A 24,934-nucleotide genomic window follows, 5' to 3' on the forward strand; every position below is an offset into this window, starting at 1 on the left:
AGGTTTGCCGTACAAGCTTAACTAATCTATTGCAGTTAATAAGGTTGTTCTTGTATCCTTAATAAGAAGCCGTGTCTTTATAAGGATCCGGGATGCGCCGCGACCAAATCGCAGTCGACCGACAGGCCAACCTCGTGCCCGCTTCGGGCACCCCGAATGCCTTGGCTCTGGTCGCTCCTCCCACCCCGAGGCAGCTTTCGGTCGAGGCCGTGCAGGGCGCCGCATTGGGGGACGCCTACGCAGCCCTCGGCCGCTTGCAAGGGGCGGTGGCACATATCCCGAACGTCGAAATGGTGACGCGCACTTTGGCCAGGCGCGAAGCCGTCAAGAGCTCGCAGATCGAAGGGACGCGTTCCAATCTTTCGGAGCTGTTGACCTACGAAGCGACGCGTGGCGAGCGGGGCTTGCCACCCGACGTCAAAGTCACCGAACGCTATGTTCTCGCGCTCCAGCACGGGCTCGAACGGATTCGCGAAGGTGGGCGCGCCGCGCTCGACCTGCGATTGATCGACGCGCTGCACGCGCTGCTGATGCAAGACGAAACGACACGGCTGCCGGTCGGGGCCTACCGCACCGAGCAGGTCTGGATCGGCACCTCGTCGAGGATCGAGGACGCCGCATTCGTGCCCGCTCCGCCAGCGGACGTGCCGCGATGCATGGAGGAATTCGAGGGCGCGATCCTGCAGTACGCACCGCGCGAGGACGAGCAGGGCGAACTCACGCTTCTGGCGCAGATGGCGATCGCACACGCGCAGTTCGAAACGATTCATCCCTATCAGGATGGCAACGGCCGTACGGGTCGCTTGCTCTTCCCGTTGCTGCTTGCTGCCGAAGGCTATCCGCCGCTTTATCTGTCGGGTGCGTTGCTGCGAGCAAAGACGGAGTACTACGAAGCGCTCGCGAGCGTGCAATTACGCGGGCAGTGGGCGCCGTGGCTGCGTCTGTTGAGCCGGGCGATCGTGGAATCGTGCAACGAATCGGTTTCCATTGCGCAGGATCTCGCTGCGATGGCGGAGCGTTGGGAAAAATCGCTTGAGCGATATCGTGCGCATTCGGCCACGCGCCGACTGCCCCGTTTTCTTCTTGGACATCCGGTGCTTTCGGTGCAACAAGCGGTCGAAGGCTTGGGCGTATCGCAACCGGCCGCGAACGCTGCGCTCAACAACCTGCACGCGGCAGGCATCGTCCAGTTGGTCAACGAACGTCGATGGGGACGCGTGTTCCAGGCGACTGAAATACTCGAACGTCTGGACCAGCCACCAAGTTAGCGGTCGTTGAACGTGGATGACGTCGTTACAACCGTTCGGTGGGCTCCAGCCCGCCGACTTCCACCGCCGCACACATCCGCATGCGCGAATTCACGTGCATCTCCCACCGCCAGAAGGCCCAGCCCAGCAAGGAGAACACCGCCGCACCGAGGGCCAGATGCACCGCATGCTGGCTCAACAACGGCGACAGGATGCCCGCGATCACCGCGTTCGACACCAGGCCGGTGAAAGCCTGCAACGACGACGCGCTGCCGCGCTGCCGTGGATACATGTCGAGAATGGCGAGCGTGACGATCGGAAACACCAGTGCGATGCCGAAGGAGTTCAGCATCATCGGCAACACCGCCCACGGCACCGTGGGCACGTCGACGAACAGGTTGTAGGCGATGTTGAGCGCCGCGGCCACGCCGCAAAACGCAAATCCCATGCGCACCTGCGTGGTGCCGTCGATCTTCCCGGCGATGCGGCCCGAGGTGAACGCGCCGAGCATCATGCCGCCGATCATCGGCACGAAGAACCACGCGAAGCTGCGCTCGTCCAGGCGCAGCAGATCGAGCACGAAGGCCGGCGCCGATGCGATGTACAGGAACAACGCGCCGAAGTTGAACGTGCCGGCCGCCGCCAATCGTTGGAAGCGCGGGTTGAGGAAGATCGCGACGTAATTGCGCATCAAGGGCTTCGCGCGCAAGGGCAGGCGCGCGGGTTGCGGATGCGTTTCGGGCAACGCCACGAGCGTTGCGAACCACAGCAGGATCGAGAAGACGACCAGGAACCAGAAGATCACCGGCCACGCCGACCAGCCGAGGATCCAGCCGCCGATCACCGGCGCGATCGCGGGCGCGATGCCGAAGATCATCGACACCTGGCTCATCAAACGTTGCGCGTCGTCGCCGTGCAGCACGTCGCGGATCACCGCGCGCCCGACGATCAGGCCGACGCCCGCGCTCAAGCCTTGCAACGCGCGGAACCACAGCAAAGTCGTCAGGTCATGCGACAGCGCGCAACCGGCGGAGGCCAGCGCGAAGACGAACAGGCCGGCGAGGATCACGCGCCTGCGGCCGATCGCATCGGACAGCGGCCCGTGCACGAGGCTCATGAGCGCGTAGGCGATCAGGTAGACGGAGATCGTCTGCTGCATCGCGACCTTGTCGGCCGCGAGCTGCGCGCCCATCTGCGGAAACGCGGGGAAGATCGTGTCGATCGAGAACGGGCCGAACATCGCCAGCCCGCCCAACAGGACGGCCAGGCGTCGCGTGGAGATCGCCTTCCCTGGCGCTGCATCCACGATCAGCGTTCCTCTTCTTCCTCGTGCTGCTCGTCGCGCACGGCGACATCGAGCGTGCACGACTGACCGCCGGCCGCGGCGGTGCAGGCGCACTTGCCGTCGTCGAGCAGTTGGCGTGCGCGACCCTGCGACTTGCCTTGTTTCGCCCAGTCGCGCGCCTGCTTGTTGGCGGCGTCGCACGCGGACTTCTCGTCGGCGCCCTGGGCGCTGAACGACTTGCGGGCGTCCTGCGCGTGCGCGGTGGGCGCTGCGAGCAGGAGCGCGGAGATTGCGAGGGAGACGGCGGTCAGGCGCATTGGGGACACCCCGGGTGATCACGGAAACGCTGGCGATCCAGCGCCGCGCATTCTACGAACCGACCGTACTCCGCGACATGAACGCCGTCACGCGCCAGTCCCGGCGCGGGTTCCACGGCGTCCCGGGTCAGGCGCCGTCGCGGTAAGTGGCGCGCAGCAACTCGTGGAAGTGGTGCACCGCGTTCTCGCGCAACGGGTTCAGTCGGCCCGCCACATAGGAACCCGACGACAGCCCGCGTTGGACGTCTTCGCAGATGGTCAGGTCTTCGACCTGCACTTCATCGCTGAAGCTCAGGTCGGCGGCGCGACGCGCCTGGCCGGCGGGACTGTCGTCCATCGCGTAGTAGAAATCGAACTCCACGCGGCAACGATCGATGCCCAGCGGCACCACGCGGTTGGTCTGCAGGCGGCCGGGGACGATGTTGAGCATCGTGTTCGGCCACATCCAGTAATACAGCGCGTCGCCGTTGCCATAGAGCTCGTCGCCACTTTCCAGCGGGCTCCACTGGAACGAGTACCAGCGCGCGGTCTGCGTGACGTAGCTGCGGTAGTCGAGCAACTTGTTCAACCCGGGGTGCACGTGCGGGACGTGGTAACCCTCCAGGTAATTGTCGATGTAGACCTTCCAGTTGCAGCCGACTTCATACGCGACGCGATGATGGTGGCCGTACTGTTCGAGCCCGCGATCCTCGCCGATGCGCGCATCGATGCCTTCGACGAACGCATCGAAGTCGGGCGCACGCTCCGGATCGACGCACGCGAACACCAGGCCTTGCCACACGCGCACCGCGAGCTGCGGCAACTTCACGTCGCTCACGTTGAAGTCGGGTGCATCGCCCATTTCCGGCGCCGAACGCAGCGTGCCGTCGAGCGTGTACGTCCAGCCGTGGTAGCGGCAACGCAAGGCCTTCGCACCCAAACCGTCGCACTGCGCGAGCGGGCCGGCGCGATGGCGGCACACGTTGTGGAAGACGCGAATGACCGTATCCGCACCGCGCACGGCAATCACGGGCAAGCCCGCGAAGTTGCCGATCGCGTGGTCGCCCGCGTTGCGCAACTGGCACACGTGCGCGATCAACTGCCAGCCACGATCGAAGATCAGCGCGCGGTCCACCGCGCCGTACGCCGGGTCGGCGTAGAAACGTGCGGGCAGGGCGGTGGCGTGGTCGAGGGGCTGCGGGGCGAGGTCTGCGGGCGGCGCCGGGACCTGGGTGCGGGGGGAGGTCTCGTTCATCCACCGAGGATACGCCTGCGGATGGGGTGGGTCACGTCGCTTCGACCCTGTTCTCGTTAGGGTTGGCGCGAATTGCGACGTTCATGCAACGGGGTACGCCATGCGGGATTTCGGCCCCCAGCGCGAATCCATGGTCCGGCGGCAGATCGCCGCGCGCGGCATCCACGACGCGGCCTTGTTGGACGCGATGCGCCATGTGCCGCGCGAGCGCTTCGTCGATGCGTCCCTCCAGGACTACGCCTACGAGGACGGGCCGCTGCCCATCGCGGCGGGGCAGACGATTTCGCAGCCTTACATCGTCGCGCGCATGATCGAAATTGCGCGCATTGCGCACGGCGCGCGCGTGCTCGAAATCGGCGCCGGCTCCGGTTATGCAGCCGCGGTGATGGCGCAGATCGCCGCGCGTGTTTACACGATCGAACGCCACGGCCAATTGAGCGATCTCGCGCGCGGCCGCTTCGACGATCTGCATTACGCCAACATCGAAGTGCGCACCGGCGATGGCACGTGCGGCTGGGCGGAGGCCGCGCCCTTCGACGCGATCATCGCGGCGGCCGGCGGACCCGACGTGCCGGACGCCTTGAAGCAGCAACTGGCGATCGGCGGGCGCCTGGTCATGCCGGTCGGACGCTCGTTGCATCACCAGCGCCTCGTGCGCGTGACGCGCGTGGACGCTGTTCGATTCGAAACCCGGGAGTTCGACGACGTCGCCTTCGTGCCCCTGATCGGCACCTACGGCTGGGCGGAGGAGGGCGCGCGCCCGATGCCGTCCCCGAGCCCCGATCCGTTCGGCCCGTGACGGCGCCTATCGCGACCCGACAGCCGCTTTGCTAGCCTGCCGTCCTCGCGCCCGCCGGCGCACGCCCCAGGAATGCCCCGTGAAGCCACGCCACCTCCTGCTCGCCCTCGCCGTGACCGCGAGTGTGTTCACGATCGCCGGCTGCAAGAAGCCCGCCGAAACCGAGCCCGCGCCCACCGGCGTCGCACCGGCGCCCAAGGGCGAGACGGCCGACCAGTTCGTCGCGCGCGTGAACGCGGAAATCAAGAAGGGCTATCCGGAACTCGCGTCTGCGCAGTGGCTGTCCTCGACCTACATCAACAGCGACAGCGAACTGGTGTCGGCGAAGGCCGAAGAACGCAACCTCACGCAGTTGCGCGGGTGGATCGAACAATCGCGCAAGTACGAAGGCCAGCAACTTTCGCCGGACACCGCGCGCGCGATCCAGTTGCTCAAGCTGCAGGCCGACATGCCGCCGCCGAAGGATCCGGCGCAACTCGAAGCGCTGACCAAACTCGCGAGCAAGTTGGAAGGCATGTACGGCAAGGGCACGTACTGCAGCGGCACGGGCACGGCGAAGAAGTGCCGCCAACTCGGCGAACTCGAAGACGTGCTGCGCACGAGCCGCGATTACGACGAACAACTCGACGCCTGGCAGGGCTGGCACACCATCGCGCAGCCGATGCGGCCGGACTACGTCAAGTTCGTCGAGCTGTCGAACATCGGCGCGCGCGACATGGGCTTCGCCGACACGGGTGAACTCTGGCGCTCGGGTTACGACATGACGCCCGCGCAATTCGCCGCGGACACCGATCGTCTGTGGGGTCAGGTCAAGCCGCTCTACGACCAACTGCACTGCTACGCGCGCACGCAACTCGAAGCGAAATACGGCGACCGCGGCGAAGTGGCCGGCGGCATGCTGCCCGCGCACCTGATGGGCAACATGTGGCAGCAGGACTGGAGCAACCTGTGGGACATCCTGCAGCCGTATCCGAATGGCGACGATCTCAACATCACCGGAAAGCTGCAGGACCTGGCGACGCAGGATTTCAACCTCGCGCTCGCGCAGCATGATGGTTCACCGACAGCCGACGATCTCGCCGACATGCGCGTCATCGGCCAGCTCGCCACCGCGAAGCACATGACCGAGCGCGCGGAAGATTTCTACGCTTCGCTCGGCATGCCCAAGCTGCCGGCGACGTACTGGGAGAAGTCGCAGTTCATCAAGCCGCGCGATCGCGACGTGGTGTGCCATGCGAGTGCGTGGCCGATGGACATGGCCGACGATGTGCGCACCAAGATGTGCATCAAGCCGAACGAGGAAGATTTCACGACGATCTACCACGAGCTCGGGCACGTGTATTACTACACGGCGTACAAGCATCTGCCGCCGTTGTTCCAGAACGGCGCGCACGATGGGTTCCACGAGGCGATCGGCGACACGATCGTGTTGGCGATGACGCCGCAGTATCTCCATTCGATCGGGTTGGTCGGTGAGCAGCAGCAGAGCGATCAGTCGTTGATCAATGCGCAGATGCGCATGGCGTTGGCGAAGGTGTCGTTCCTGCCGTTCGGGCTGATGATCGATCGTTGGCGTTGGGGGGTGTTCGATGGGTCGATCAAGCCGGATCAGTACAACAAGGCGTGGTGGGATCTGAAGGCGAAGTACCAGGGTGTCGCGCCGGCGTCGGCGCGCGGTGAGGAGTTCTTCGACGCAGGTGCGAAGTACCACGTGCCGGGCAATACGCCGTACACGCGTTATTTCCTGTCGCACGTGTTGCAGTTCCAGTTCTACAAGGCGTTGTGCGATGAGGCCGGGTACAAGGGTCCGCTGCACGGGTGCAGCTTCTACGGGAACAAGGCGGCGGGTGAGAAGTTCAGCCGGATGTTGTCCCGCGGTGCGAGCCAGCCGTGGCAGGCGACGTTGAAGGAGATGACGGGCAGCGACAAGATGGACGCGACGCCTGTGCTTGAGTACTTCGCGCCGTTGCAGGATTGGTTGAAGAAGCAGAACGAAGGGAAGACTTGTGGGTGGAATGCGACGCCGGCTGCTAAGGGCTGAGGGTACGCACCACCTCCCCTCCAGGGGAGGTCAAAAAGAAGCCCGCCGCATGGCGGGTTTCTTTTTGGGTGGGGTAAAGCTTGAGGTGCAGTACGCAGAACCATCGTGGTGGTTGTTTGCGCGCCGCCACCAGACCGGCGCATCGGCACGCCGCATTGAAGGCCACATTGCTCCGCAAGAGCTCAAGCTCCGCAATGTGGCCTTCAACGCGACGACCGCTGCGCACCACGAGTGGTTGGGTGCGCGACAGCCCTTGGTGAATGTTTGCGCCGTGGTGTGATCGATTCGCGCCGACTGCCAGCACACCCGATGGACGGAACCTCGCCCACCTCGGCGCGCGCACCGTCGTGCTTCGTCGCCTCTGGCAGGCGAGGTTCCTCGCAGCGATCTGACGGGCGAAGCGGTGCCGCTCTCCCTGCGGGAGAGCGGTTGGGAGAGGGCCTATCGCAAGCCGCTGAGGTGTTGGCGAAGACCTTCAGCGCTTGTCGGAGGACCTTTCAAACGCATCGACAGAACGTTCCGGCTTTGTCCTCGCTGCCGGCGGAATTTCACCTCCCGACACCTTCGTGCCATCCGGTGCGAGGGAAACGAATCGAGGGAGGTTTCCATGCAAGATGCAGCGCGTCCGCAGCGTCCGCTTGCGGTTTACGTTCTTCCGGAGAGATCGCATCTCGAGCTCGTCGAGTTGCGCGAGTACATGCGCGTCATGGGGCGGCTAGCAGAGCCTGGCACGTCTGCCGCGAGCGGATACGACAAGTCGTTGCGCCCACATTCGTTCGCGTGGGTGTTCAAGCGCGTCGAACGCAGCATCGGACGCGTTCTCAAAACGGTCTACTGGTCCGCTGAAATCCAGGAGCGCGCTCTGAAGTAGCGCCCTCACCCAACCGCTCTCCCATAGGGAGAGCGGCGCCGCTTCGCCCATCAGATCGCTGCGAGGAACATCGCCTGCCAGAGGCGACGAAGTCACGACGGTGCGCGCGCCGAGGTGGGCGAGGTTCCGTCCATCGGGTGTGCTGGCAGTCGGCGCGAATCGATCAGCGTCGACGCACTCACTCATCAAGGGCTGTCGCGAAACAAACAGCCCTGGTGCGCAGCGGTCGTCGCGTTGAAGGTCACATTGCGGAGCGTGAGCTCTTGCGTAGCAATGTGGCCTTCAATGCGGCGTGCCGATGCGCCGGTCTGGTGGTGGCGCACAAACTACAAAGACGATGGGTCTGCGTACTGCACCTCAAGCTTTACCCCACCCAAAAAGAAACCCGCCATGTGGCGGGCTTCTTTTTGACCTCCCCTGGAGGGGAGGTGGGACGTCAAACCGTCGGATCCACCAGCGACTTGGATTCAACGTCGACCAACCCACGACGCGCCAACCACTCCCAAGCCTCCGTCGCATCCTGCTCGACGTAAGCCCGCGCAGACCCCAGGCGGAACGTATACCCCCACGCATCCATATCAGCGAACACACGCGCGGCCCCGACACCGGGAATCGCATCACCCAACAAGGACTGCAGCACGCAGACCGCGTCTTCCTCCGCGACCGAATCCGTGGCATCGGTATGCACCGCCGACCGCTTCTCCGGCGGCAACACGATTAAATGCGCCGCCTCATGCAACAACGAATGCACCGGCGTATCAGCGCGCGCGTACACCGTCGCACCGACGAGCCCGGCCTCGGGCTCGCCCCAGTAACTCCCGGGAATGGGCGCACCATCATCGACGTGCACCAACTGCAACCCGTACGCACCGAGCAACGCGGCGACATGGCCGTGATCGATGTCCGACAGCGTCAACACGGACACGCGTCAGCCCACCGCGGCGCGCTCCTCCGGCAACGCCACCGAGATGTCCAGCACGTCGTGCTCGCCGTCCTTGACCACGTCGACCTTCACAGCTTCCGCGTCGACGTTGACGTACTTGCGGATCACCTCGAGCAACTCGCGACGGAGGAGAGGCAAGTAATCGGGCCCGCCGTGGGCACTGCGTTCCTGCGCGATGATGATGCGCAGACGGTCCTTCGCAACGGCGGCGGTGTTCTTCTTGGGCTTGAGGAAATCGAAGATCGACATGGCTCAGCCCCCGAAGAGCTTGGTGAAGAATCCCTTCTTCTCGGGCAGCGTGAAGCGCATGGGACGTTCCTGTCCCATCAGGCGCGCGACCGCGTCGTCGTAGGCCTGGCCGGCGTTGGATTCCATGTCCAGGATCACCGGCTCGCCCTTGTTCGACGCGTTGAGCACGTCGCCGGATTCGGGGATCACGCCGATCGTCTTGAGGCCGAGCACTTCCTCGACGTCGGTGATCGACAACATCTCGCCGGTTTCCACGCGCGAAGGGCTGTAGCGCGTCAGCAGCAGGTGTTCCTTCACGCGCTCGCCGTTCTCGGCCTTGCGCGTCTTGGAAGCGAGCAGGCCGAGGATGCGGTCGGAGTCGCGCACCGAGGAGACTTCCGGGTTCACCACGACGATCGCCTGGTCGGCGAAGTACATCGCGAGGAACGCGCCCTTCTCGATGCCGGCCGGCGAATCGCACACGATGTAGTCGAAACCGTCTTCGGCCAGATCGTTGAGCACCTTCTCGACGCCTTCCTTCGCGAGCGCGTCCTTGTCGCGCGTCTGCGAGGCGGCCAGCACGTGGAGCGTGTCGAAACGCTTGTCCTTGATCAGCGCCTGCTTCAGCGAAGCCTCGCCGTGGATCACGTTGACGAAGTCGTACACCACGCGGCGCTCGCAACCCATGATCAGGTCGAGGTTGCGCAGGCCGACGTCGAAGTCGATGACGGCGACCTTCTTGCCCTGGCGTGCCAGGCCGCAAGCGATGCTTGCGCTGGTCGTGGTCTTGCCCACGCCGCCCTTGCCGGAAGTGACTACGATGATTTCGGCCAAGTGATGTTCCTCTCGAATGCGTTCTTGTTGTTGTTCAGTCCAGCGCCGCGATGCGGAGCTGCCCCTGGTCGAGCCATACCTGCACCGCCTTGCCGCGCAGGTCCTTCGGAATGTCTTCCAGCACCTTGTAGTGACCGGCCACCGCCACGAGCTCGGCATGGAATTCGCGGCAGAAGATCCGCGCCTTCTCGTTGCCCTGCGCGCCGGCGAGCGCGCGACCACGCAATGCACCGTAGATGTGGATGGAGCCGTCCGCGATCACTTCCGCGCCCGCACCGACGGTGGTCACCACGGTGAGGTCGCAATTTTCCGCGTACACCTGCTGGCCACTGCGCACGGGCGTGACCTGCATCATGCCCGGAGCGGCGCCGGGTTGCGACGTCGGCGGCGCGGGCGCCGGTTCGGCGGCGGGTGCGGTCTTGGATGCCGCGCGCGGCGCGGGCGCCGGTTCGGCCGGTGCGTCGCCGGTGCGTTCGTACTGCGCGCGGAACTTGGACAGCAGCGGGAGGTTCAGCGCGGCGGCGAGTTCTTCGATCTCGCGCGTGCCGTAGGCCAGGGCGACCGGCAGCACGCCGGCTTCGCGCAGGCCGTCGACCAGCTTGCGCGCGGTGTCGACGTCGGGCGTCTTCGACAAGCCACCGAAATCCAGGATCACCGCGGCGCGCGCGAACAGCTTGGGCGCGCGCTGCACGCGGTCGCGCATTTCGGCGGCAAGTTGCGCGACGTCGAGGGTGCGCACGCGCAGGTTGGCGATGCCGACCTGGCCGATCTTGAGTTCGCCTGCCTGTTCGTAATCGATGGCCGTGCTCACGCGCAGGTTCCGGTCGGGCGGTGCGCGAGCGTGAGCGACTGCACGCGCGGCATCGGCATCCAGGGCGCGGCGGGCAGGGTGTCGCCGTAGGTTTCGCGCACCCAGGCGTAGCTGCACAGGTCCTTCATCAGCATCGCGGCGCGGTGGCCGTTGTGCATGACGTTCTGGCCGACTTCACGGAAGCCGAAGCTGCCGTGGAAGAGCAGGGCGTGGTCGGTGCCCGGCTCGAGCAGCACCTCGCAGCACAACTGCGGATGGCGAAGCTCGGCATAGCTCTGGACGTCGGCGTACAACGCGCGGCCCACGCCGCCGCCGCGACGGCGCGAAGCCACCACGATGCGGTCGATGTAGAAGAACGCAGGCGTGCGCGCCCGGAACCAGGCGAAGTTGTCGCTCTCGTGCGCCGTGTCGGACCCAAAACCCACGAGGAAGCCGGCGATCGTCCCGTCGCGCTCGGCGACGCGGAAGTATTCGGCGGAATCGAAGAAGCTGCGGAGCTTGGCCGCGTCGAGCGGCAGGATCGCGGGGCCGGCGGCGTTGTTGAGGGCAAGGACGGAATCCAGCTCGTGCTCACGCACGTCGCGGACAACAATCGACATTGACGGCTCCGGTCTTTCTCAAGGTCTTGCGGGCGGGTGGGACGCGCTGTCCCCGGCGCTGGCGCGGATTATCGCACGCGATCCGGGGGGTGGGGCATGACTTTCGGCCTCCCGCACCTGCCGCCCCGGAGGGCTAGGATTGGGCATGTTCGCCCGTTTCGGCCATGACCGCCTCCTGCGCTACGCAGGCCTCTTCACGTGGGCCGTCGTCAGCCTGCCCCTCGTGTATTCCTGGCTCGTGCCCTTGCTCGGCGACGGCGCGGAGGAACAACTCGCGCTGCGCCCCATGCCGTGGCAGGGGTGGGTCTCGTACTTCGCCTTCGGGGTGAGCTATGCATGGCTCACGCGCGGGCTGGGCGTGCGGCGGCGCACGGTCGGGGATTTCGCGCTGTTGCTGATTCTCACGCTCGCCGCGGTGGGCGTGAGCTACTGGAACGAGAGCGGCCTGGGCAGCGTGTTGCTGATGGTCGCCGCGTGCGTGCTGCCGTGGTTGTTGCCGCTCCCGCTGGGCGTGGCGTGGCTGGTCCTGAGCCAGCTCGCGGTGGTGCCGGTGTTCGTGCACGGGCTCAACTTCCCCTTGCTCGAAGCGTTGATGCAATCGGTGCTGTATGCGGGCTTCTCGGGCTTCGTGTTCGTCACCAGCCTGGTCGCGCGGCAGCAGGCGCAGGCGCGCGAAGAACAACGACGGCTGAATTCCGAATTGCGCGCGACACGCGCGCTGCTCGCCGAAAGCGCGCGCGTCAACGAACGCACGCGCATCTCGCGCGAATTGCACGACCTGCTCGGCCACCACCTCACCGCGCTCAGCCTCAACCTGGAAGTGGCGGGCCATCTGTCCGACGGGCGGGTGAAGGAACACGTGCAGCAGGCGCACACGCTCGCGCGCCTGTTGCTGACCGACGTGCGCGAAGCGGTGAGCCAGTTGCGCGAGGGTGGGGCGATCGACATCGCCGCGGCCCTGCGGCCCCTGGCGGAGAACGTCCCGTCGCTCGCGATCCACATGGATATCGAAGAGCCGCTGACGCTCGACGATCCCGAGCGCGCGCATGTCTTGCTGCGCTGCACGCAGGAAATCATCACGAATGCGGTGCGCCATGCGGGCGCGCGCAACCTGTGGATCGACGCGCGCCGGGTCGACGGCGGCATCGCCATCGAGGCGCGCGACGACGGCACGGGCACCGAAGCGCTGATCCCCGGCAACGGCCTGCGCGGCATGCGCGAGCGGCTGGCGCAGCACGGCGGGGATCTGCAGGTCGAATCGACCCCCGGCGCCGGCTTCCGCCTGCGCCTGGCCTTGCCCGCCACCATGCTCGGCGTGCCGCTCGGCAACATTGCGGCCGCTTCAGGGTCCAACCCCTCGCAAACCCCGCCCACGCCGGGCGAGACCACCCCCGAAGGAGCCACCGCGTCATGAACACCGCCACCATCCGCATCTGCCTGGTCGACGACCAGACCCTCGTGCGGCAGGGCATCCGTTCGCTGCTGGCCCTCGCCCCGGGGATGGAGGTCGTCGCCGAGGCCGGCGATGGCCGCCAGGCCGTCGAGTTGATCCCCCAGATCCAGCCGGACGTCGTCCTCATGGACATGCGCATGCCCGTGATGTCGGGCCTGGAAGCCCTGCAGGCCCTGGGCCGCGCCAACACCCTGCCGCCGACGATCATCCTCACGACGTTCGACGACGACCAACTCGTGCTCGCGGGCCTGAAGGCGGGTGCCAAGGGCTACCTGCTCAAGGACGTGACGCTCGAACAGCTGGTCGGCGCGATCCAGACCGTCGCGGCGGGCGGCTCGCTGGTCCAACCGGCCGTGACGCAACGGCTGCTGTCGGGCCTGGAGCACATGCGCAACGATTTCGTGAGCCTCGACCGTCCGGACCCCCTGACGGATCGCGAAACGGAAATCCTGCGCCTGATGGCAAGCGGCTTTTCCAACAAGGAGATCGCCAACTCGCTGGGCGTGGCCGAGGGCACCATCAAGAACCACGTGTCCAACATCCTGTCCAAGCTCGGCGTGCGTGATCGCACCCGTGCGGTGCTGAAGGCGTTCGAACTGCAATTGGTGTGACCGACGGCCGGGCTGTGACATAAGCCCGGAAATGAAGGGCCGCTTGCGGCCCATCATTCCGGTGGCTCGCAAGCACGGCCGCTCACCTGCTAGCATCGCCGGTCTGTGCGGGCCGCCCGGCGGCGGCCCGGTCTGGAGACCCCCGAATGACCCGTTTGATCGAGATCCTGATTTCCCTGGCGATCGTCGCCGTGCTCTTCGTCGTCGTCGGCATCGCGCTGCCGTCTTCGCGCCACGTGTCCGAAAGCATCGAGACGAATCGCAAGATGGTCATCGTGCGCGACACGCTCACCAGCCCGCGTCGTTTCAAGGAATGGAACACCCTGGCGCTGCGCGACCCGCGCATGGACTGGAAGTTCTTCGGTCCCGATACCGGCGTGGGCGCCGGCTTCGAATACAACTCGACGAACAAGATGGTCGGCACGGGCAAGTGGACGCTCGTCAAGAACGAGCCCAACCGCATCGAATACGACATCGTCGATCGCAACCGCGGCACCGACAAGAAAACCGTCTTCATGCTCAAGCCGACGGGCCGCAACAACCGCAACGTCGAAATCACGCAGACCTACGACGTCGATTACGGCTTCGACCTGTTCGGCCGCTACTCGGGCCTGTACATCCGCTCGGTCGGCGACGACATCAAGCTGGGCCTGGGCAAGCTGACCAACATGCTGGCCGGCGTGCCGAACTACGACTACAACGCCGACTTCGGCCGCAAGAGCCCGGTCGACCTGCCGAAGGTCGTCGAACTCCCGGCGGAGAACCTGCTGTTCGCGCCGGCCACGGTCGAACGCGACCCCGACAAGATCCAGCAGGCGATGAACGCCAACCTGCAGTGGATCCGCAAGGTGATGGACGCCAACGGCCTGGAAGCCGCCGGCCCGGTGCGCGTGATCACCACCGAATTCGCCGCCGACGCCTACTCCTTCGACACCGCGATCCCGGTGCGCAAGAAGGGCGAGACGGGCGAACCGTCGGAAATCCCGGCGCCGAAGCTCGAGCAGCAGGTGCAGTTCGTGCGCACCACGCCCGCGCGCTTCGCCACCGCCGGCTTCACCGGCCACATGATCAACCTCGCCAAGGTGCGCGACTCGCTGCGCGCCTGGACGATGACCCGCGGTTACGAAACCACCGGCCGTCCGTTCGAATCGTGGACCAACGGCGTGGACCCGGGCTTCACCGACGAAGGCCACTACCAGCTGTTCTGGCAGCTGAAGTAAGCCGATCGACATCGATGCTTGAAGACGAACGCCGCGCTCGCGGCGTTCGTCGTTTTGGAGGAACGCATGCGCACGGGCGAACGCACGATCACCATCCGCCTGGCGGGTTTCGCCGGCGGCCTGTTCGCCGCCTGCGCGGTGGCGCTGTCCGCGTATGCGATGCATGCAACGCTCGAGCCGCACGCGCGCGAACAAGTGATCATCGCGGCGACATTCGCCTTCGGCCACGGCATCGCGCTCGCGGCCCTCGCGCGCCATGGTGCGCATTGGCTCGGTGCGGTTTCGTTGATGGCGTTGCTCGCGGGCGTGCTGTTGTTCTCCGGCAGCCTCGTCGGCGCCGCGGTCGCGCACGGGCCCACGACATTCGCGCCGCTGGGCGGCATGATCACGATCGCCGGCTGGTTGTTGTTCGCCGCGCATTGCCTGCGACGCTGAAGGAGACACGATGGCGCGACGCACCCGGGGATTCGACACCGACGCGGCCTGGTCGCACCTGACCAAGCGCGACCGCAAGCTCGGCAAGTGGATGGAAAAGCTCGGCCCCATCGAAGCCGACCCGCGCTGGCGCAAACCCTTCGATCCGGTCGACGCGCTCGCGCGCGCCATCCTCTACCAACAGCTGAGCGGCAAGGCCGCGGCGACGATCGTCGGCCGCGTGGAAGCCGCGATCGCCAGCGATCGTTTCCATTGCGACACGCTCGCGCGCATCGACGATGTCGCGTTGCGCGCATGCGGCGTGTCGGGCAACAAATCGCTTGCGCTGCGTGATCTTGCGTTGCGCGAGGAACGCGGCGAAATCCCCACGCTGAAGCAGATGTCCACGATGGACGAAGACGCGATCATCGCCGCGCTCGTCCCGATCCGCGGCATCGGCCGCTGGACGGTGGAGATGATGTTGATGTTCCGACTCGGCCGGCCCGACGTGTTGCCCATCGACGATCTCGGCATCCGCAAGGGCGCGCAGGCGATCGACAAACTCGACGAGATGCCGGCGCCGAAAGTCCTGCAGGCGCGCGGCGAGAAGTGGGGGCCGTATCGCACCTACGCGAGCCTGTATCTCTGGCGCATCGCGGACCTGGCGAATGCACCGAAGGCGAAGGATGCGAAACCGGTGAAGCGCTCGCAGGGGTGAGGTGCGAGCGCCTCGCTGCGCATCAGCGCACGCAGGCCGCAAGGAAGGGGGTGTCGGTGGCCCACGCGTCTTCCCGCGTCGGGTCATCGGGCACGATCAACCCGTTCCAGTACTCACCGACGACGCGCGAGAGCCAGTGCGTCCCGTTGATCCAGCCCAGACGCTCGAGCGCAACGCCCGAAGGCGGTGCGCCCAGCGGCTTGTAGGTGTTGAGCAACGTGACGAACTCGTTCTGCGTTGGCAGACGCCAATTGGGGGTGCCGTTCACGACGAGGCGTTCGCAGGCAGCCTTCGAGTTCTTCCACGTCAGAAGCACGTACGACTTCATCTTGGGGCTGGCGGGAACAGGCCAACCGTAGATTCCCCCGGCACTCGCCTCCTCGGGTATCAGCGGGCGCGCGAACATCAATCCGCCCGCAGGCGCAACCGTGGCGCGCCCAGGCACGTCGCCCATCCGCACGATGCGTTCCTTCCGCACCCAATCCCATTGCTGGTTGCTGCCGCCGGTGCAATTCCACCGCCCGGTGTTCGGCCCGTAGCGCCAGTTGGCGTACAGCACGTCCAGACATTGCCAATGGTTCGTGGCCCGGTACGACTGGATGCGATTGCCGTCGATGCGCCAGAGCTGGTTCCACTCCGGTGCCGACTTCTTCGCGTACTTGATGACGTTGGTCTGCCAGCCTTCGACATCGAGCACGCGCCCGCCGAGGTAATTACGGATGTACATCATCCCCATCGCGCCGTAGGCACCCGGCGCGCGCTCGACGTACCAAAGTTGCGCGGGTGAGTTGTCGGGCGCGCGCATCGCCACGCCGGTGGCGACGTGCGCCTGTCCGTGCAGGTGCGAAGCATTGCCTTCGGCGGTGAGTACGCGGCCGTCGAGTTTCGAACGGATGACGTAGAAGTGGTCGGGCTCGTAAGCCGCGGCCGGTGTTGCGACCAGCAACGCGAGCGTTGCAAGCAGGGTGCGCAGCGACATGGCAGGCTCTCCGATGAAAGGTTCGAAGAGCCTTGCGCACCCCTTGCATGCGCGATAGGGCGATTGCTCCGCGTTTTTCTCGGAAGACTCGCGCGCTCTGAAAACTTACGCGTGCGTCGGCCGCGCAGGCGACTCGATCGGCGTGCGCGTACCGAAGCGGCGCTTGAATTGCAGCGCGGGGCGTTCGATGAGGAACCAGCTCGCCGCGGCGAGTGCGAGCGCAAGCACGCTCGCCCACAACACGTTGTGCAGCGGCGGGCCCGGCGAAAACGTCTGCACGATCTGCGCCGCCGGCCATCCGTAGAGATACAGGCCGTACGACAGATCGTGGTGTGCGAGCCGCGGCGGCACCGGCGCGAAGGCGAGCCACAACGTGCCATACGCGATCAACGCGAAGTAGGGCGCCGCGAACCACGGCGAGCCGCGCAGCAACGCCGCAACGATCAGCAAGGCCACGATCGGCATCCACGACAGGCGGATGTGCGCCCGCCACAACCACGCCGCCGTGCCGGTGACGAAGAACGCGACGCACCACAAGTCGTTCAGCAGCCAATCCGGCAGCGGTGCGCGCCACAACGCGAAGCCGACGATCCCGGCCAGCACCAGCAGCCACGGCACCAGGTAGCGCTTCGCCGTCAGCACGCCGACCAACGATGCGCCGAGCAGCAACAGGTACAGGCGCCCTTCGACCGGCAGCGTCCAGAGCGATCCGTTGACGGCCGTTTGCGGCAGCGTGTCGAACACACCGGGCAAGTGGAATTCGGCGCGCCACAGGGTCGCGTTCGACCACAGGTAGCGCCATGTTTCGGCGGACCAGTAATGCTCCGAGTGCGTCATCCACGGCCCGAGCACGAACACCGTGAGCGCCACGCACACGACAAGCGCCGGCAGGATGCGCAGCGCGCGCGAAGCGAGATAGCCGCGCACGGTGTTGCGCTGCAGGCTCGCGGCGATGAGGAAGCCGCTGATCACGAAGAACATGTCCACCGCGATCGCGCCGGCGAACTTCACCTGCGTCGCGCGCGCGAACAGATCGCCGCCCGGCGTGCCCGTGATCGCCCACGCATGGCCGTAGATCACGAGCCAGGCGGCGATCAGGCGCAGGAGGTTGAAGTGGTTCGGGCCGGAGGTCCAAGCGGACGCCAGCGTGCGTTCACCCGCCACGCCAACACCAATGCCACGGTTCGTAGACGATGCCGTGCGGGTTGTCGCGCGGATAACTCAGCACGAATCCATGCCCTTCGGCGTTGTCCTGCAACCACGCGAATGCACGCGTCTTCTCGAACGACTCTTCGGCCGGCGGCTCATCCGGCGTGCCGATGTCGAGCGCGCGCCCACCGTGGTGTTCGCTGAAACCGGGCGCGGCGTTGACGGTGAGGATCTCTTCGACCGTCTGCCCGCGCGCGAGCTTCCGCTCGAAGATCCCGAGTTGGTAATCGTGCGAGCGATAGCCGCTGATCGATTCGAGTACGACGTCGTCGCGCAGGGCTTCGGCCTGCAGGTGCAACCATGCGCGCGCGGCACCGGGCCGCAGCCACATCGGGCGGCGGAAGCGGTCGAAGCCGGCGAAGTCGAGGCGATCGGGTTCGGCGACGAGCGACAAGCCCGTGCGGTCCGCGTAGTCGTCTTCGGCGATGCCGAGTTGGTCGAGGTGTTCGTGCAGGCGGGCGAGGGGAAGGTCGTACACCCGCTCCAGGCCCCAACGCTGGTGCGCCGAGAACGAATCCAATACGTCGAGCGCCTCGCCGATCCCGTCCTCGCGCTGCAACGACGGCACCAGCGGCATCAGGCCTTCGGGCAACTCAGCGGCGAGATAGCGGCCGTCGCGCTTGCGGCGCAGCACGCGCACTGCGCGCGACAGCACGCGCGCATCGTGGTTGCTGCGCGCACGCAACAAACCGCCGGGCCACAATTCGATGTCGGGCGTGTTGAGCAACACCTTGGGCATGCGTCGCATGCGCCAAGGGTACCCGACGCCTCAGCGCGTGCGCCAACCCCACGCCGCCAGGCCGCCCGCGACGACGAAGGCGACCCACGAGATCGCGACCGGAATCGCCTGCCCGGCGATCTCCACCGGCGCACCGACCAACGCGCGCCAGGCCTGCGCCAATGCGACGACGGTGAACACCAGGGCCGAAGCTGTGACATATCCGCGATGCGACGTCGTCATGGCCTGTCTCCCTACAAGGGTTTCTTGAGATAGAGCTGCACGGGCTTGAACGGATGCGATTGCACGACACTCACCAATTCCCAGCCCTGCAGGCCGAGTTGCACCAGCTTTTCCTGCACCACGTCGCGCTTGAGGCCCATGAAGCCGGGCTTCACTTCGACGACCTGGTAGTTCCAGCGGTCATACGCCATCGTTGTCGTCCTCTTCCTTCGTCGGCGGCGGCGCCGGCAGGCGCCCGGCCTTGCGCAGCGCGTCGCGCAGCACGTATTCGATCTGCGCGTTGAGCGAGCGGATCTCGTCGTCGGCCCACCGCTGCGCGGCGTTCAACACGTCCGCGTTGATGCGCAGCGGATAGGCCTTCTTTTCAGCCATCAGTACAGCGTGCCCGCGTTGACGATCGGCTGCGTGGCGCGTTCGCCGCACAACACCACCAGCAAGTTGCTGACCATCTGCGCCTTGCGCTCTTCATCCAGGTGCACGACGCCGTTCTTCTGCAGCTCGGCCAGCGCCATTTCGACCATGCCCACCGCGCCGGCGACGATGCGCGTGCGCGCGGCGATGATCGCGTTGGCCTGCTGGCGCTGCAGCATCGCCTGCGCGATTTCCGGTGCGTAGGCCAGGTGGCTGATGCGCGCGTTGAGCACCTGAACGCCGGCATCGGCGAGGCGCTCGGACAGCTCCTTTTCCAGATGCTGCGAGATCTCCGCGGCATGGCTGCGCAGGGCGAACTGGCCTTCCTCGTGCTGGTCGTAGGGATAGCTGGTGGCCATCGCACGCAGCGCCGATTCGGACTGGATGTGCACGAAGCTCTCGTAGTCGTCGACGTTGTAGACCGCTTCGGCGCTGTCCACGACCTGCCACACGATCACCGCCGCGATCTCGATCGGGCTGCCGTCGAGCTCGTTGACCTTGAGCTTGCCGCTTTCGAAGTTGCGCACGCGCTGGCTCACCTTCTTCTTGCTGAAGAAGGGGTTGTTCCAGCGCAGGCCGTTTTCCTTGACCGTGCCCACGTACTTGCCGAACAGGCTCAGCACCGCGGCCTGGTTGGGCTCGACCATGTACAGGCCGAACAGGCAGAAGAAGGCGACCAGGTTGACCAGCAGGCCACCGACGATCCACAGCGGGGCATGCATGCGGATTCCGTTGAAAATCAGGTAACCGCCGACCAGCAGCACCGCCAGCAGCATGAGCAACATGGGGATGCCGGCCGCGGAACGGATGGGGTTCTCTTTCATCGAAGGCCTCGCCTGCCCCGGAATTGGGGCGCGGTGATGTGATATCACTCTGATATCAGTCACGCAAGCGGTGGGCGACGAATGGCGGCCTTCAGCGGGTCGCCGGAAGCCAGACCAGCGGCGCCGGGCTGAACTCGCCGGTTGCGATCAGGCCCTTGCCGTCGGGCAACCACGCGATCGCCTCGGCCTGGTGCAGCCACGGCAACGCCTGCGCGTTGGGCGCGCGCGCGACGGCGGTCGACCAGGGTTCGCCGGCAGCGCGCTTGTAGAGCAGCAGGCGGTCGTAGGTCAGCACCGCAAGGGTGAGGCCATCGGGCGAGAGATCGGCGCCGGTAACCTGGCGGCCGAGTGCGACACGCCGTGCATCGGATCCATCGCTGCCTGCTTCGGCAGGCGCTTCGGCGAGCGTGCCGATCCGGCGCGCGATGACCACGCCCCGCGCCCGACGCAGCGGAACGGAGAACAACTGCGCCGGTTTGCGCTTCTTCGAAATCAGCAACACTTCGCCGGCTTTCGCATCCACCGCGACGGCCTCGCAATCGCGCGGACCATCGGGCCAGCGGAACGCGATCGACCAGGCGGGCGACAACGCACCGCCATCGACCAGCGGATCGGGCTCGGGCACCACGTGCAACTGCATCGTGCGACGCAAGCCGCCGTTGTCGCCGGTGTCGGCGATCAGCAGCCAGTGGCGGCCCTGCCACTGGAACGCGTCGAGGTCTTCCCAATCGGTGTTGCGCACGCCGGCCACGCGCACGCTCGCGATGCGCGAGCCGCGCCGCGAGATCGCATGCAGCATCGCGCCGTTGCCGCCGTCCTGGAGCAACCACAGCGTGTCGCGATGACGCGTGGACGCGGCGAGCCCGCTGGTTTCGTCGATCGTGCCGTCGAGGATCACGCCGGCCAGCCGCGGCTGCGGTTGGTCGCCACCGCACGCGGCGAGCAGCGCGCAGCAGGCGAGGGCGGTCAGGGCACGGGACAGGCGCATGGGCGCGCAGGATGGCATGGCCGGCGCGGGTACACTACGCGCCCCAAGTCATTCGACCCCGGCCCGATGCCCACGATCGGTACGCCCCTCTCGCCGCACGCCACGCGCGTGCTCCTGCTCGGCTCCGGCGAACTGGGCAAGGAAGTGGCGCTGGAACTGCAACGCTTCGGCGTGGAAGTGATCGCCGCCGACCGCTATGCCGACGCACCGGCGATGCAGGTCGCGCACCGCAGCCACGTACTCGACATGCTCGACGGCGCCGCCGTGCGCGCGCTGATCGAACGCGAGCGCCCGCACATCGTCGTGCCCGAAATCGAAGCGATCAGCACGCCCACGCTGATCGAGATCGAAACCGAAGCGAAAGGCAGCCTGCGCGTGATCCCCACCGCGCGCGCCGCGCGCCTGACGATGGATCGCGAAGGCATCCGTCGCCTCGCCGCCGAAACGCTCGGCCTGCCGACGTCGCCGTATCGCTTCGTCGACACGCTCGCCGACTATCGCGACGCCGTGCAAGCCGTCGGCCTGCCGTGCGTGGTCAAGCCCGTGATGTCGTCTTCCGGCAAAGGCCAGAGTCTGGTGCGCACGCAAGCGGACATCGACGCGGCGTGGGACTACGCGCAGACCGGTGGTCGCGCCGGCGCGGGCCGCGTCATCGTCGAAGGCTTCGTGGACTTCGATTACGAAATCACGCTGCTCACCGTGCGCCACGCCGGCGGCACGAGTTTCTGCGATCCCATCGGGCACCTGCAGCGCGACGGCGACTATCGCGAAAGCTGGCAGCCGCAACCGATGTCGCCCAAGGCGCTCGAGCGCTCGCAGCAAATCGCGAAAGCCGTGACCGACGATCTCGGCGGCTGGGGCGTGTTCGGCGTCGAGCTCTTCATCCGGGGCGACGAGGTGTGGTTCTCCGAAGTCTCGCCGCGCCCACACGACACCGGCCTGGTGACGCTGTTGTCGCAGGACCTGCCGCAGTTCGCGCTGCATGCGCGCGCGATCCTCGGCCTGCCGATTCCGGTGATCCGCCAGCTCGGCCCCACGGCTTCGTGCGCGATGCTCGCGCAAGGCCACGGCGTGCCGGTCTTCGACAACGTCGAAGGCGCCCTGCGCGAACCCGACACCGCGCTGCGCCTGTTCGGCAAACCCCGCGTGGAAGGGCACCGCCGCGTCGGCGTGACGCTCGCGCGCGGCACCGACATCGACGACGCCCGCGCCCGTGCGCGCGACGCCGCCGCCGCCATCACGATCCGTCTGGAACCCTGACGCGATGAATGCATCCGAAGGCTACGTCGTCTACTTCTTCCCGCAAGCGCTCGAAGCCCTCGGCGATGCGATCAAACCCTACCTGCGCGAAGGACCTGGCGGCGAACACGTGCTCTGCCACGAAATCGACACCGCGGGCGCCCTGCTCGAAATGACGATCGAAGCGGAAGCCAACGACGGCCGCACCGTCGCACTCGAATTGATGGTCCCGCAGTCGATGGTGAAGATGGTCGTCTCCGCGCACAGCGAAGCGAGCTTCGGTTTCTCGCCGCGCGTCGCGCCCGCGTTGATGGCGTCACTGCCGCCGGTTGCCGCGAAAGCACCGCCGGCCACCGCGCCGACGCAAGCCGTGCCGCAAACAGGCGAAGCGCCGAAGGCCGAAGCGACGAACTTGCCGCCCGAAGGCTGATCGTCGAGCGCATCGCTTCGCCCATCCGATCGCCGCGAGGAACCTCGCCTGCCAGAGGCGACGAAGTCACGACGGTGCGCGCGCCGAGGTGGGCGAGGTTCCGTCCGTCTGGTGTGCTGGCAGTAGGCGCGGCCCCATCAAACTCCGACGCCCCATTCAAAAGCGGAAGTCGCGCATCAAAACGTGGGGTGCGCAGTGGTCGTCGCGTTGGAGGTCACATTGCGGAGCGTGAGCTCTTGCGTAGCAATGTGGCCTCCAATGCGGCGCACCGCTGCGCCCGTCCGAAGGCGCGCTAGTGGTCGCGCTACACCAACGCCTGCCAAGCACGCCCATCGAACGCTTCCAAAGGCCGGAAGCGCCGCTTGTAATCCATCTTGTCGTGCCCTTCGATCCAGTACCCGAGATAAAGGTGCGCGCGATTGTCGCGTTGCGCCCACGCGATCTGGCGCAACAAGGACAACGTGCCCAGCCCGCGTTCGGCGAACTCCGGATCGAAGAACGTATAGACCGCCGACAACGCGTTCTCGACGACATCGGTGATCGCGACGGACAACAACCGCCCCGGCCCCTTGCCCTCGACGCTGCGCTCGCGCAATTCCATGAAACGCCCGTGCGACCAACTGCCGATCAGGAACTGATCGAACTCGATGCCGCCGTGCTCGTCCATCCCGCCACCGCGATGCCGCGCACGCAGGTAGCGCTGATACAACGCCAATTGCTCTTCGGTGCGCTCCGCCGGCACGATGCGCGCTTCGATGTCCACGTTGCGCGCCAGGCAACGCCGCTGGCTGCGGTTGGGCGTGAATTGCGCGACGGGAATGCGCACCGCGACACACGCGCGGCATCCCTGGCAATGCGGCCGATACACGATGTCGCCGGAACGGCGGAAGCCCCAGCCCAGCGCGAGCGGATACAGATTGGGCATGCGCGGATCGCGCGGATCGAGGACCAGATCGCGCGCGATGCGCGAAGGCCAGTAACCGCACGCGTGGTCCCCGGTGTGGAAGACGCGGAGCTCGTCCTGGTCCGGGGTGTTGTTGGCGCCCATGGGCCGAGCATAACGCCAACGAATGCGAAGATTTTGTCGCGCCTTCGTCACGCGCGGCGGTGACGTCCGCGTCAGAACGTCAGACGGCCCGACATCACCAGACCGGCGATCAGCCCGCCGAAACCGCCGAGCGCACCGAAGGCCAGGCCGATGCGGCATTTCCAGCGCTCGCGGCGGCGCGCCCTGGCGGCGGCGACGGGATCCTGCGCGGCTTCCAGCGCGTGACGGCGCGCCATCGCGCGCGGCTGCACGACCGCCGACTGCCAGAACACCGTGCCCATGAACACCAGCGTCGCCAGCACCGGCAGGATCCAGCCGGTCGTCGAGTGCGCGATGAACAGGATGCCGATCATGAACCCGACCGACGCGCCGGCGTTGATGACGGCCGATCGCGTCAGCGCTTGCCGTTCTTCGGCGTCGATCGCCTTGCGCAACTGGCGGCGCAGGTCGAATCCGATGCTCGCGAACACGATCACCAGCGCGATGCCGATGCTCGCGGCCGCGCCGAGGACGATCTGCAGCAAGGTCTTCGCACCGACCGCGCCCGCACCCGCGCCGAGGAGGCCCGCGGCCGCCGCCGGCGGGCTGGCCACGACGAGCGCGCTGGTCACGACGGCCGCGAAACTCGCCGCCGGCGCGGAGCCCTGCGCGAATTCACCGAAGCGCGCGAGCAGGTCCGCGCGCACCATCTGCCGTGCGCGCGACAAACGTTTACGCACCGCCGCATCCGAAATGCCGAGCAAGCGCGCAACCTGCTGCGAACTCTGGCCTTCGCGATAGAACAGCAGCAGCGTCTCGCGGCTTTCTTCGGGCAGCGCAGAGATCAGCTCGCCGGCCGCGCGCGTGCGTTCTTCGTCGATCAGGGCTTCGGGCGGCGAGGGCGCGGGATCGGCCGCAGCCGCGATGGCGGCTTCCATGTCATCGACCGGATACGGCCCGCGCACCTTCGCGCGCAGATGATCGCGCGCCAGGTTGCGCGTGATCTGCCGCAGCCACGGCAGGAAACTGTCGGCGTTCTGCAGGCGGCGCAGGTGTTGCCACGCATTGAGAAACGCGTCCTGCGCGATGTCCTCGCTGCTCGGCACGTCGCGCACGATCGCCAGCGCGATCGCGGTGATCGTGTTCTGGCACGCGACGACGATGCGCCCGTAGGCATCGCGGTCGCCGGCGCGCGCGGCGGGAAGTTCGAGGCGGATCAGCTGGTCGACGTGGGTGTCCAT

General features: G+C 66.5%; 30 protein-coding genes. 12 read left to right on the forward strand and 18 right to left on the reverse strand.

Annotated elements, in window-relative coordinates:
* Positions 1-92: 92 nt before the first annotated feature.
* A complete protein-coding gene (locus GN331_RS07815) occupies positions 93-1,268 on the forward strand; it encodes a Fic family protein (protein WP_156641439.1) in 1,176 nt (391 codons plus the stop codon).
* 25 nt (positions 1,269-1,293) lie between these two features.
* Here GN331_RS07815 and GN331_RS07820 read toward each other — a convergent pair whose 3' ends face one another.
* The 3 genes from GN331_RS07820 to GN331_RS07830 form a co-directional block, all read right to left on the reverse strand.
* On the reverse strand, positions 1,294-2,514 hold the full coding sequence (locus GN331_RS07820; protein WP_156642008.1) for a multidrug effflux MFS transporter: 1,221 nt from the start codon (positions 2,512-2,514) through the stop codon (positions 1,294-1,296).
* A gap of 41 nt (positions 2,515-2,555) precedes the next feature.
* Positions 2,556-2,849 carry a hypothetical protein gene (locus GN331_RS07825; protein WP_156641440.1) on the reverse strand — a complete coding sequence of 98 codons (294 nt, stop codon included), beginning with the start codon at positions 2,847-2,849 and terminating at the stop codon, positions 2,556-2,558.
* Positions 2,850-2,976: 127 nt separating this feature from the next.
* Complete coding sequence (locus GN331_RS07830; protein ID WP_156641441.1) at positions 2,977-4,083, reverse strand: aromatic ring-hydroxylating oxygenase subunit alpha; 1,107 nt, start codon at positions 4,081-4,083, stop codon at positions 2,977-2,979.
* A 100-nt stretch (positions 4,084-4,183) separates the two neighbouring features.
* On the opposite strand from GN331_RS07830, the gene GN331_RS07835 reads away from it, so the two are divergent.
* From GN331_RS07835 to GN331_RS07850, 4 genes are all read left to right on the forward strand, one after another.
* Positions 4,184-4,882 (forward strand): protein-L-isoaspartate(D-aspartate) O-methyltransferase, encoded by a 699-nt coding sequence (locus GN331_RS07835; RefSeq protein ID WP_156641442.1) that lies wholly within the window; start codon positions 4,184-4,186, stop codon positions 4,880-4,882.
* A gap of 79 nt (positions 4,883-4,961) precedes the next feature.
* Positions 4,962-6,923 carry a M2 family metallopeptidase gene (locus GN331_RS07840; RefSeq protein WP_331713412.1) on the forward strand — a complete coding sequence of 654 codons (1,962 nt, stop codon included), beginning with the start codon at positions 4,962-4,964 and terminating at the stop codon, positions 6,921-6,923.
* A gap of 49 nt (positions 6,924-6,972) precedes the next feature.
* Positions 6,973-7,203 carry a hypothetical protein gene (locus GN331_RS07845; RefSeq protein WP_156641444.1) on the forward strand — a complete coding sequence of 77 codons (231 nt, stop codon included), beginning with the start codon at positions 6,973-6,975 and terminating at the stop codon, positions 7,201-7,203.
* Between the two features lie 327 nt (positions 7,204-7,530).
* Positions 7,531-7,794: an XAC0095 family protein gene (locus GN331_RS07850; protein ID WP_156641445.1), complete on the forward strand. Its 264-nt coding sequence runs from the start codon at positions 7,531-7,533 to the stop codon at positions 7,792-7,794.
* 436 nt (positions 7,795-8,230) lie between these two features.
* On the opposite strand, the gene GN331_RS07855 is transcribed toward GN331_RS07850, so the two are convergent.
* The 5 genes from GN331_RS07855 to GN331_RS07875 are packed head-to-tail and all read right to left on the reverse strand — an operon-like array spanning position 8,231 to position 11,209.
* Positions 8,231-8,713, reverse strand: a complete 483-nt coding sequence (locus tag GN331_RS07855; protein WP_331713447.1) for a hypothetical protein — start codon at positions 8,711-8,713, stop codon at positions 8,231-8,233.
* 9 nt (positions 8,714-8,722) lie between these two features.
* Positions 8,723-8,986 carry a cell division topological specificity factor MinE gene (gene minE, locus GN331_RS07860; RefSeq protein ID WP_156641446.1) on the reverse strand — a complete coding sequence of 88 codons (264 nt, stop codon included), beginning with the start codon at positions 8,984-8,986 and terminating at the stop codon, positions 8,723-8,725.
* A 3-nt stretch (positions 8,987-8,989) separates the two neighbouring features.
* Entirely contained in the window at positions 8,990-9,799 is an 810-nt protein-coding gene (gene minD / locus GN331_RS07865; protein ID WP_156641447.1) for a septum site-determining protein MinD, read from the reverse strand.
* Between the two features lie 34 nt (positions 9,800-9,833).
* Positions 9,834-10,610, reverse strand: coding sequence for a septum site-determining protein MinC (gene minC / locus GN331_RS07870; RefSeq protein ID WP_331713413.1), 777 nt, complete (start codon positions 10,608-10,610; stop codon positions 9,834-9,836).
* On the reverse strand, positions 10,607-11,209 hold the full coding sequence (locus tag GN331_RS07875) for a GNAT family N-acetyltransferase (protein ID WP_156641448.1): 603 nt from the start codon (positions 11,207-11,209) through the stop codon (positions 10,607-10,609). Before GN331_RS07875 ends, minC begins: the two co-directional genes overlap by 4 nt.
* A gap of 145 nt (positions 11,210-11,354) precedes the next feature.
* Here GN331_RS07875 and GN331_RS07880 point away from each other — a divergent pair, with 145 nt between their 5' ends.
* The 5 genes from GN331_RS07880 (at position 11,355) to GN331_RS07900 (ending at position 15,625) form a co-directional block, all read left to right on the forward strand.
* On the forward strand, positions 11,355-12,623 hold the full coding sequence (locus GN331_RS07880; protein ID WP_156641449.1) for a sensor histidine kinase: 1,269 nt from the start codon (positions 11,355-11,357) through the stop codon (positions 12,621-12,623).
* On the forward strand, positions 12,620-13,273 hold the full coding sequence (locus GN331_RS07885) for a response regulator (RefSeq protein ID WP_156641450.1): 654 nt from the start codon (positions 12,620-12,622) through the stop codon (positions 13,271-13,273). Before GN331_RS07880 ends, GN331_RS07885 begins: the two co-directional genes overlap by 4 nt.
* A gap of 146 nt (positions 13,274-13,419) precedes the next feature.
* Positions 13,420-14,493 carry an SRPBCC family protein gene (locus GN331_RS07890; RefSeq protein ID WP_156641451.1) on the forward strand — a complete coding sequence of 358 codons (1,074 nt, stop codon included), beginning with the start codon at positions 13,420-13,422 and terminating at the stop codon, positions 14,491-14,493.
* A gap of 18 nt (positions 14,494-14,511) precedes the next feature.
* Positions 14,512-14,928, forward strand: a complete 417-nt coding sequence (locus tag GN331_RS07895; protein WP_231734427.1) for a DUF423 domain-containing protein — start codon at positions 14,512-14,514, stop codon at positions 14,926-14,928.
* A gap of 10 nt (positions 14,929-14,938) precedes the next feature.
* The gene (locus GN331_RS07900) at positions 14,939-15,625 is read left to right on the forward strand and encodes a DNA-3-methyladenine glycosylase family protein (RefSeq protein WP_156641452.1); all 687 of its coding nucleotides are present in this window, start codon (positions 14,939-14,941) and stop codon (positions 15,623-15,625) included.
* A gap of 22 nt (positions 15,626-15,647) precedes the next feature.
* Here GN331_RS07900 and GN331_RS07905 read toward each other — a convergent pair whose 3' ends face one another.
* From GN331_RS07905 to GN331_RS07940, 8 genes are all read right to left on the reverse strand, one after another.
* Positions 15,648-16,604 carry an RICIN domain-containing protein gene (locus GN331_RS07905; protein WP_156641453.1) on the reverse strand — a complete coding sequence of 319 codons (957 nt, stop codon included), beginning with the start codon at positions 16,602-16,604 and terminating at the stop codon, positions 15,648-15,650.
* Positions 16,605-16,709: 105 nt separating this feature from the next.
* Positions 16,710-17,768, reverse strand: a complete 1,059-nt coding sequence (locus GN331_RS07910; RefSeq protein ID WP_156641454.1) for an acyltransferase family protein — start codon at positions 17,766-17,768, stop codon at positions 16,710-16,712.
* The gene (locus tag GN331_RS07915) at positions 17,758-18,561 is read right to left on the reverse strand and encodes a M15 family metallopeptidase (RefSeq protein ID WP_156641455.1); all 804 of its coding nucleotides are present in this window, start codon (positions 18,559-18,561) and stop codon (positions 17,758-17,760) included. Before GN331_RS07915 ends, GN331_RS07910 begins: the two co-directional genes overlap by 11 nt.
* Before the next feature lie 21 nt (positions 18,562-18,582).
* On the reverse strand, positions 18,583-18,774 hold the full coding sequence (locus GN331_RS07920) for a hypothetical protein (RefSeq protein ID WP_156641456.1): 192 nt from the start codon (positions 18,772-18,774) through the stop codon (positions 18,583-18,585).
* Between the two features lie 11 nt (positions 18,775-18,785).
* The gene (locus GN331_RS07925) at positions 18,786-18,965 is read right to left on the reverse strand and encodes a DUF4177 domain-containing protein (protein WP_156641457.1); all 180 of its coding nucleotides are present in this window, start codon (positions 18,963-18,965) and stop codon (positions 18,786-18,788) included.
* Positions 18,955-19,146, reverse strand: a complete 192-nt coding sequence (locus tag GN331_RS07930; protein ID WP_156641458.1) for a type II toxin-antitoxin system antitoxin — start codon at positions 19,144-19,146, stop codon at positions 18,955-18,957. Before GN331_RS07930 ends, GN331_RS07925 begins: the two co-directional genes overlap by 11 nt.
* The gene (locus tag GN331_RS07935; RefSeq protein ID WP_156641459.1) at positions 19,146-20,009 is read right to left on the reverse strand and encodes an SPFH domain-containing protein; all 864 of its coding nucleotides are present in this window, start codon (positions 20,007-20,009) and stop codon (positions 19,146-19,148) included. The genes GN331_RS07930 and GN331_RS07935 overlap by 1 nt, the downstream gene beginning before the upstream one ends.
* A gap of 91 nt (positions 20,010-20,100) precedes the next feature.
* Entirely contained in the window at positions 20,101-20,997 is an 897-nt protein-coding gene (locus GN331_RS07940) for a hypothetical protein (RefSeq protein WP_156641460.1), read from the reverse strand.
* A 66-nt stretch (positions 20,998-21,063) separates the two neighbouring features.
* On the opposite strand from GN331_RS07940, the gene purT reads away from it, so the two are divergent.
* The gene (purT, locus tag GN331_RS07945; RefSeq protein ID WP_156641461.1) at positions 21,064-22,257 is read left to right on the forward strand and encodes a formate-dependent phosphoribosylglycinamide formyltransferase; all 1,194 of its coding nucleotides are present in this window, start codon (positions 21,064-21,066) and stop codon (positions 22,255-22,257) included.
* Positions 22,258-22,261: 4 nt separating this feature from the next.
* Complete coding sequence (locus GN331_RS07950) at positions 22,262-22,666, forward strand: hypothetical protein (RefSeq protein WP_156641462.1); 405 nt, start codon at positions 22,262-22,264, stop codon at positions 22,664-22,666.
* A 304-nt stretch (positions 22,667-22,970) separates the two neighbouring features.
* Here GN331_RS07950 and GN331_RS07955 read toward each other — a convergent pair whose 3' ends face one another.
* Positions 22,971-23,714 (reverse strand): arginyltransferase, encoded by a 744-nt coding sequence (locus GN331_RS07955; RefSeq protein ID WP_156641463.1) that lies wholly within the window; start codon positions 23,712-23,714, stop codon positions 22,971-22,973.
* A gap of 71 nt (positions 23,715-23,785) precedes the next feature.
* Positions 23,786-24,934: an RNA polymerase sigma factor gene (locus tag GN331_RS16985; RefSeq protein WP_156641464.1), complete on the reverse strand. Its 1,149-nt coding sequence runs from the start codon at positions 24,932-24,934 to the stop codon at positions 23,786-23,788.

It is taken from the genome of Noviluteimonas gilva, assembly GCF_009740395.1.
GTDB lineage: Bacteria > Pseudomonadota > Gammaproteobacteria > Xanthomonadales > Xanthomonadaceae > Noviluteimonas > Noviluteimonas gilva.

Excerpts from the sequence above, each read along its gene's own strand:
- GN331_RS07815 (WP_156641439.1), top strand. The coding sequence starts at position 93 with ATGCGCCGCGACCAAATCGCAGTCGACCGACAGGCCAACCTCGTGCCC.
- GN331_RS07825 (WP_156641440.1), bottom strand. The coding sequence starts at position 2,849 with ATGCGCCTGACCGCCGTCTCCCTCGCAATCTCCGCGCTCCTGCTCGCA.
- GN331_RS07830 (WP_156641441.1), bottom strand. The coding sequence starts at position 4,083 with ATGAACGAGACCTCCCCCCGCACCCAGGTCCCGGCGCCGCCCGCAGAC.
- GN331_RS07835 (WP_156641442.1), top strand. The coding sequence starts at position 4,184 with ATGCGGGATTTCGGCCCCCAGCGCGAATCCATGGTCCGGCGGCAGATC.
- GN331_RS07845 (WP_156641444.1), top strand. The coding sequence starts at position 6,973 with ATGGCGGGTTTCTTTTTGGGTGGGGTAAAGCTTGAGGTGCAGTACGCA.
- GN331_RS07850 (WP_156641445.1), top strand. The coding sequence starts at position 7,531 with ATGCAAGATGCAGCGCGTCCGCAGCGTCCGCTTGCGGTTTACGTTCTT.
- minE (WP_156641446.1), bottom strand. The coding sequence starts at position 8,986 with ATGTCGATCTTCGATTTCCTCAAGCCCAAGAAGAACACCGCCGCCGTT.
- GN331_RS07875 (WP_156641448.1), bottom strand. The coding sequence starts at position 11,209 with ATGTCGATTGTTGTCCGCGACGTGCGTGAGCACGAGCTGGATTCCGTC.
- GN331_RS07880 (WP_156641449.1), top strand. The coding sequence starts at position 11,355 with ATGTTCGCCCGTTTCGGCCATGACCGCCTCCTGCGCTACGCAGGCCTC.
- GN331_RS07885 (WP_156641450.1), top strand. The coding sequence starts at position 12,620 with ATGAACACCGCCACCATCCGCATCTGCCTGGTCGACGACCAGACCCTC.
- GN331_RS07890 (WP_156641451.1), top strand. The coding sequence starts at position 13,420 with ATGACCCGTTTGATCGAGATCCTGATTTCCCTGGCGATCGTCGCCGTG.
- GN331_RS07900 (WP_156641452.1), top strand. The coding sequence starts at position 14,939 with ATGGCGCGACGCACCCGGGGATTCGACACCGACGCGGCCTGGTCGCAC.
- GN331_RS07905 (WP_156641453.1), bottom strand. The coding sequence starts at position 16,604 with ATGTCGCTGCGCACCCTGCTTGCAACGCTCGCGTTGCTGGTCGCAACA.
- GN331_RS07915 (WP_156641455.1), bottom strand. The coding sequence starts at position 18,561 with ATGCGACGCATGCCCAAGGTGTTGCTCAACACGCCCGACATCGAATTG.
- GN331_RS07920 (WP_156641456.1), bottom strand. The coding sequence starts at position 18,774 with ATGACGACGTCGCATCGCGGATATGTCACAGCTTCGGCCCTGGTGTTC.
- GN331_RS07925 (WP_156641457.1), bottom strand. The coding sequence starts at position 18,965 with ATGGCGTATGACCGCTGGAACTACCAGGTCGTCGAAGTGAAGCCCGGC.
- GN331_RS07930 (WP_156641458.1), bottom strand. The coding sequence starts at position 19,146 with ATGGCTGAAAAGAAGGCCTATCCGCTGCGCATCAACGCGGACGTGTTG.
- GN331_RS07935 (WP_156641459.1), bottom strand. The coding sequence starts at position 20,009 with ATGAAAGAGAACCCCATCCGTTCCGCGGCCGGCATCCCCATGTTGCTC.
- GN331_RS07940 (WP_156641460.1), bottom strand. The coding sequence starts at position 20,997 with ATGCGCCTGTCCCGTGCCCTGACCGCCCTCGCCTGCTGCGCGCTGCTC.
- purT (WP_156641461.1), top strand. The coding sequence starts at position 21,064 with ATGCCCACGATCGGTACGCCCCTCTCGCCGCACGCCACGCGCGTGCTC.
- GN331_RS07950 (WP_156641462.1), top strand. The coding sequence starts at position 22,262 with ATGAATGCATCCGAAGGCTACGTCGTCTACTTCTTCCCGCAAGCGCTC.
- GN331_RS07955 (WP_156641463.1), bottom strand. The coding sequence starts at position 23,714 with ATGGGCGCCAACAACACCCCGGACCAGGACGAGCTCCGCGTCTTCCAC.
- GN331_RS16985 (WP_156641464.1), bottom strand. The coding sequence starts at position 24,934 with ATGGACACCCACGTCGACCAGCTGATCCGCCTCGAACTTCCCGCCGCG.